Origin of the sequence: Microbacterium sp. UBA837, assembly GCF_002296025.1 — a bacterium.
In the GTDB taxonomy this organism is placed as follows: Bacteria; Actinomycetota; Actinomycetes; order Actinomycetales; family Microbacteriaceae; genus Microbacterium.
Window position 1 is genome coordinate 1 of sequence record NZ_DBHD01000083.1, and the last position, 5,133, is coordinate 5,133.

Here is a 5,133-nt window from a genome sequence, read left to right on the forward strand (position 1 = left end):
ATGGGGATGCGGCGGGCAGTCGGTGCGGGCGGCGATGCCGGCGAAACGGATGCGGTCACGAGCGCAGTCTAGGGTGCCGTTGCCGGTTCCGCACCCGCGCTCCGGGCAATCCCGCGAGTGCGGCAGATTCGTGCAGCTGGCGCGATCCCAACCCCACGGATGCGGCAGATTCGTGCATCCGCTGCGCATAAATGCGCCGCAGCTCCACATTTCCGCCGCAATCGCTCACCGGCTAGCACCCGACGGCGCGGCTGACAAGGGGCGGGCGGCCGCGACCGAGGTTGGTTACAGTCCCGTTCGACGGAACGTCGAAAGGAACACAGATGGCAACGCAGTCCGACACCGCGACCAAGACGAAGACCTCGGCATCCGGAGCGCCGCGCAATGCGCGAAAGGCAGCGAAGGGTGGCGCTGGAGCCAAACTCACCGACGAGCAGAACGCCGAGAGCGGCTTCCAGGCGTCGAAGCAGCTGAGCGAGAACCTGCAGCGTGTGCTCGTCGACCTTCTCGAGCTGTCGCTCCAGGGCAAGCAAGCGCACTGGAACGTCGTGGGCCGCAACTTCCGCGACACCCACCTGCAGCTCGACGAGATCATCGACGCGGCTCGTAGCCTCTCGGATGTCGTCGCCGAACGTATGCGTGCACTTCACGCACTGCCCGACGGCCGTAGCGACACCATCGCCGAGACCACGTCACTCCCCGAGTTCCCGCACGGCGAGGTTGACACAGACGAGGTGGTCGACCTGATCACCGAACGTCTCGAAGCGGTGGTTGCGACCTGCCGTGAAGTGCATGACGACGTCGACGATGAGGATCCCACGAGCGCCGACATCCTGCACGAGGTTCTCGGTCAGATGGAACAGTTCGCCTGGATGGTCAGCGCCGAGCGCCGCACCCCCCAGGGCCGCTGACTCGGCGGAACACCTCAACCTCGAACGACGAAAGAGGCCCACAAGGGGCCTCTTTCGTCGTAGCAGGAGCGGGGCTCGAACCCGCGACCTCACGATTATGAGTCGTGCGCTCTCACCAACTGAGCTACCCTGCCGCACGGCATCCGTCGGTCACGAGATGGATGCTGCGAGCCCCGAGTCAGGATTGAACTGACGACCCCTTCCTTACCATGGAAGTGCTCTGCCACTGAGCTATCGGGGCGAAGCCCGGCGCGCGGGCAACTAGAAGAGAATATCAGAGCGCTGTCGTCGGAGAGAATCCGCTCCTGTGGTGATTACTGGTTGACGACAGCGGGGGCATCGGGCACGGTCACGACCGTCGATGCCACGTTGTGGGCCGCGAGCCAGGCCATCGGCTCTGTCGGGGTCTTGCCGTTCAGTAGAACTTCGAAGTGCAGGTGCGGACCCGTCGAGCGACCCGTGGTACCCACGGCTCCGACGACGTCGCCGAGCTTGATGACCTGACCCGGCTGAACGCGGAGCGAGCCGTACTGCATGTGCGCATAGTTCGTGGAAATAAGCTCGCCGTCCACGATGCTGTCGATGACGACGCGGACGCCGTAGGCACCTCCGGCCTCGGTAGCGATACGGACGATACCGTCGGCGACAGCGTGGATCTCAGCGCCCTGCCCACCGGGCGCGAAGTCGACTCCCTCGTGCATCCGGCCCCACCGCATGCCGTACGGAGAGCTGATCGGAACTCCGACCGTGAAGGGGTACTGCACGGCAGCCGCGGCGTTGTTTACGTACGTCGACGCGATCTCTCGCACGCCAGCCTCGACCGCGAGCTCAGCCATGGACACAGCCGAATAGCCTTCCTCACGGCTGAGAGCAGTGGTGGATGCTTCGGCTGGCGCAACGTACGCCTGAATGTCCTCTTCGGGCGTCGCGGTCGGTTCGACGTCGGCCAGCGCGACGATAGAGGCTGTGGGGCCTTCGCCGCCGCCGGCAGCTGCGACAGCCTCAACAGGCGTGGTCATGCCGACGGCGAGCAGTCCGACGATGCCCATGACGCCGACCGAGAACGATGTGGTTGCGAGCTTGCGCACGGATCCGAGGCGGGGACGACGGCGAGCCACATGATCGGACTCAACGGCCTCGGACTCATCTGCGGGCGACGAATCCGCTGCCGCTGACGTCTCCCGCGCAAGCGTAGGTGTCTCCCCCGTAGCGCCGAACGTGCGCACGACTTCGTCGAAGAGGTCACCGTTGCCGCCGGCCGCCGGCGCAGCCGACTCATCGGCGAACGAGGGCTGCTCCGCAGCGGCCTGGTCGGACACTTCCGCTACCGTCGCGCCATCGTTGCCAGAAATGGCGGTGTCAGCATCGACAGAAGCGGGCGCTGCTGCAGCTTCCTCGGGAACGTCGCCGACCGAGACGAATCCGATCACCGCGTCAGATTCGACCGGCTCGGAAACCGGAGAGCTGGGGACGGCGCTAGCACGGCGCGCGCGACGTGTCAGCGGCGCGGCCGGCACAGTGACCTCCGCAGCGGCGGTCGCCTGCTCAGTCGGGCGGGGAGAATCGAGTCCGGCACCCGAAAGGGCGTCAGCTTCGGCATCCGTCAGCGGAACGTTGTGCGGCCTCGACCGCAGTCCTGCCGGCCTCGGAGCGAGCGAACCGGTCGACGTGTCGGGGCCCGCGGCTGTGGCTTGTGGATCGACTCGGCGTCCGCGGCGCAGGTCTGCGCGAGAAGAGCCCGATGCCTCCGACGCCTGCACAGGCGTGGGGGTTGTGCGACTGGAGCGGCGCGTTGGCGCTGCGTCAGGCGCAGGAATATCGGGGGTCACGGATCTCGCTCTCGGTCGTTCGGGTACGACGCGGGTGTTTCGAATGGTTCTCACCCTGCTCCGCGCGGATTTCACCGGTGCGCAAAGAAGGTAACGATACGGTAAACGCTACCCGCTCCCACCTGAGAAAGCCATGGGCGGCGCCCATTCTGCGGATTCCACAGTGGTATCCGCAGATCCGTTGTCAGGGTTGCCCGAGTGTAGACAGGCGCTCGAAGATCCCGGGAATCGCGGCGATCACCAGAACGCGACCGGTGTCGTCCGCCGGAAAAAGCTCGAAGCGTCCCCCAGCTTCGGTCACGATCAGGGCCGCCGCGGCGTGGTCCCAAGGCTTGAGCCCCCGCTCGAAGTACCCGTCGACCCGGCCGGCCGCTACCGAGCAGAGGTCGATGGATGCCGCACCCATGCGGCGAATATCACGAGCGATCGGCATCACGCGGGCAACGCGGCCCAGATCGCCCGCATGAGTGGCGGGGTCGTACCCGAAACCCGTCGCCAGCAACGCGCCGGCGCCGGAAGCATCAGCCTCGACATGGAGCCGCCGCTCATCCAGCCACGCCCCCGCACCCAGGGCCGCGTGGAACATCTCATCCAGCGACGGCACGTACACGGCCGCGGCGAGAGCCGTCCACGACTCCGGGGCGGCGCTCCCTCGCACTGCTGCGATGCTCACGGCGTAGAACGGGATGCCGTACGCGTAATTGACGGTGCCGTCGATCGGGTCGACGACCCACGTGACGCCGCTGGATCCCGGGTCGGCTTCAGACTCCTCACCGAGAAAACCGTCAGCCGGTCGAAGCGCTCGCAGCCGCGAGCGGATCAGCGCTTCGACCTCGCGGTCGGCTTCCGTGACGATGTCGGCGAGAGCGGACTTGGTGGCCGCGATCGAGACGCCCTCGCTACGTCGCTGTCGCGCCAGATCTCCCGCTTCGCGAGCGAGGCCTACAGCGATGCTTTCAAGTTCTCGCGGGTCGGGGTGGTTCACCTCTTCACGCTAGCGCCCGATCACGATTGCCGCGGCGGGTCCGCAGAGTCGTCGGCGGGTCCATCCGCGGCCGACTCCGCCACAGCGTCGGAACTCGTGTCCGAATCGACCGACACCGAAGATTCGGGGGCAGCGTCAGCGGCCGTCGACGCGGATGGTTCGGCTTCGGGAGTCGGCGCAGCAGCGCTCGGCGCGGGGGTCGGTGAGACCGGCGCGAAGATCTGAGCGCCGGGCGTAGGGCGCCCCGTGTAGTAGGCGTTCCAGTCGGGCGAACCATCGGGCAGCATCGGCAGGGGCGTGACGCCGTCGATGTACATCGGCCACGGAAGCAACTCTTGTTGAGTGCGCGCTGGCGCAGCGGGCGCGGGCGCCACCGAAGCAGCCGGCACCCCGCCCATCGGCCGGGGAGCGAAGAGCAGATTGAGCAGGGGCACCAGTGCCGTGCCGACCGCGGCGAGAATCACGACCGCCACGACCACGCGCCAGTAGAACTCCGTGAAGTAGATCCAGTCGCTGAAGACCAGGGGCGTCAGCAGCAGCAGTGCAAGCACCGCGACCAGCCCGACCGTGACGGGAGCAAGGATGCGGTTCACGGGCGTGATCTGACGCAACGCAGCCCGCAGGAAGAACCGCGCGTGGAGCAGAGCGAGCTGAAGCACGAGGACCACGAGGAGGAAGCGGAGGAACCGTTCGGGGCCGACGAAACCCCATTCGTAGAACGACCACGGCTCGGGCATCCAGATCAGGATGATTCCCGCAAGCAGTGCGACGACCCAGGTCGCGATGCTGGCGATGGCGAACCACGCCGGACGGCGCGGCGCGAGCCGAGCTTCCATGATCGCGATACCGGCGAAACCGGCGAACAGCAGCACGGTTACGAATGCGCGGAAGATGGAACCGGCCTGCGGGCCGACAAGCACCCAGACGACGCAGATGAGGGCCGCTGCGACGAGCGCGCCGACTGCGACCCAGATCGCCGCCCGGGCATAGGGCGACCGCGCAGCGAAGGATTGATCGGGGGTTTCGGCAGCTGGCGGCGGCGACGGAACGTGCGGCGCTGGGGCGTCAGGCGACGGCGTGGTCATGAATCCTCCCGAGGATCGATGTCGCTGTCATCCTCGCACGCGAACCTCAGATCGAAACCCCCAATTCGCCTCAGTTGTGGACGCGCTGGCTGAGGGCGAGGGTTGGGAGGGGCACGATTTCTGAGAGCCCGTCACTCGCTGTAATATTGCTAGTCGCGCCTCCGGTCGACTGTACAAGCTGGGCGGGTGCGCACTTGGCAGGTTACCCAAGCGGCCAAAGGGATCTGACTGTAAATCAGCCGGCATAGCCTTCGGGGGTTCGAATCCCTCACCTGCCACTCATTGTTCAAGGGCTCTCGCGAAGCGGGGGCCCTTGAACAATT

General features: G+C 66.6%; 4 protein-coding genes and 3 tRNA genes. 2 read left to right on the top strand and 5 right to left on the bottom strand.

All coding sequences use genetic code 11. The annotated features are described in order from the left end of the window. Nucleotides 1-323 precede the first annotated feature (323 nt). Nucleotides 324-911, top strand: coding sequence for a Dps family protein (locus B3587_RS06135; protein ID WP_228177913.1), 588 nt, complete (start codon nt 324-326; stop codon nt 909-911). 60 nt (nt 912-971) lie between these two features. On the opposite strand, the gene B3587_RS06140 is transcribed toward B3587_RS06135, so the two are convergent. The 5 genes from B3587_RS06140 to B3587_RS06160 all read right to left on the bottom strand — a co-directional run bounded on the left by B3587_RS06140 (nt 972) and on the right by B3587_RS06160 (nt 4,810). Further along, nucleotides 972-1,045, bottom strand: a tRNA-Met gene (locus B3587_RS06140). A 35-nt stretch (nt 1,046-1,080) separates the two neighbouring features. Continuing rightward, nucleotides 1,081-1,152 (bottom strand) — tRNA-Thr (locus tag B3587_RS06145). Between the two features lie 73 nt (nt 1,153-1,225). After that, nucleotides 1,226-2,341 carry a M23 family metallopeptidase gene (locus tag B3587_RS06150; protein ID WP_292727195.1) on the bottom strand — a complete coding sequence of 372 codons (1,116 nt, stop codon included), beginning with the start codon at nt 2,339-2,341 and terminating at the stop codon, nt 1,226-1,228. 583 nt (nt 2,342-2,924) lie between these two features. Continuing rightward, a complete protein-coding gene (locus B3587_RS06155) occupies nt 2,925-3,725 on the bottom strand; it encodes an inositol monophosphatase family protein (RefSeq protein WP_292727197.1) in 801 nt (266 codons plus the stop codon). Nucleotides 3,726-3,745: 20 nt separating this feature from the next. After that, a complete protein-coding gene (locus B3587_RS06160; RefSeq protein ID WP_292727199.1) occupies nt 3,746-4,810 on the bottom strand; it encodes a hypothetical protein in 1,065 nt (354 codons plus the stop codon). A gap of 196 nt (nt 4,811-5,006) precedes the next feature. Between B3587_RS06160 and B3587_RS06165 the strand changes: the two genes are divergently transcribed. Beyond that, nucleotides 5,007-5,088: transfer RNA gene (locus B3587_RS06165), tRNA-Tyr, on the top strand. Nucleotides 5,089-5,133 lie beyond the last annotated feature (45 nt).

Bases quoted from the DNA above. Each gene is read 5' to 3' on its own strand.
- B3587_RS06135 (WP_228177913.1), top strand. From the start codon at position 324: ATGGCAACGCAGTCCGACACCGCGACCAAGACGAAGACCTCGGCATCC.
- B3587_RS06160 (WP_292727199.1), bottom strand. From the start codon at position 4,810: ATGACCACGCCGTCGCCTGACGCCCCAGCGCCGCACGTTCCGTCGCCG.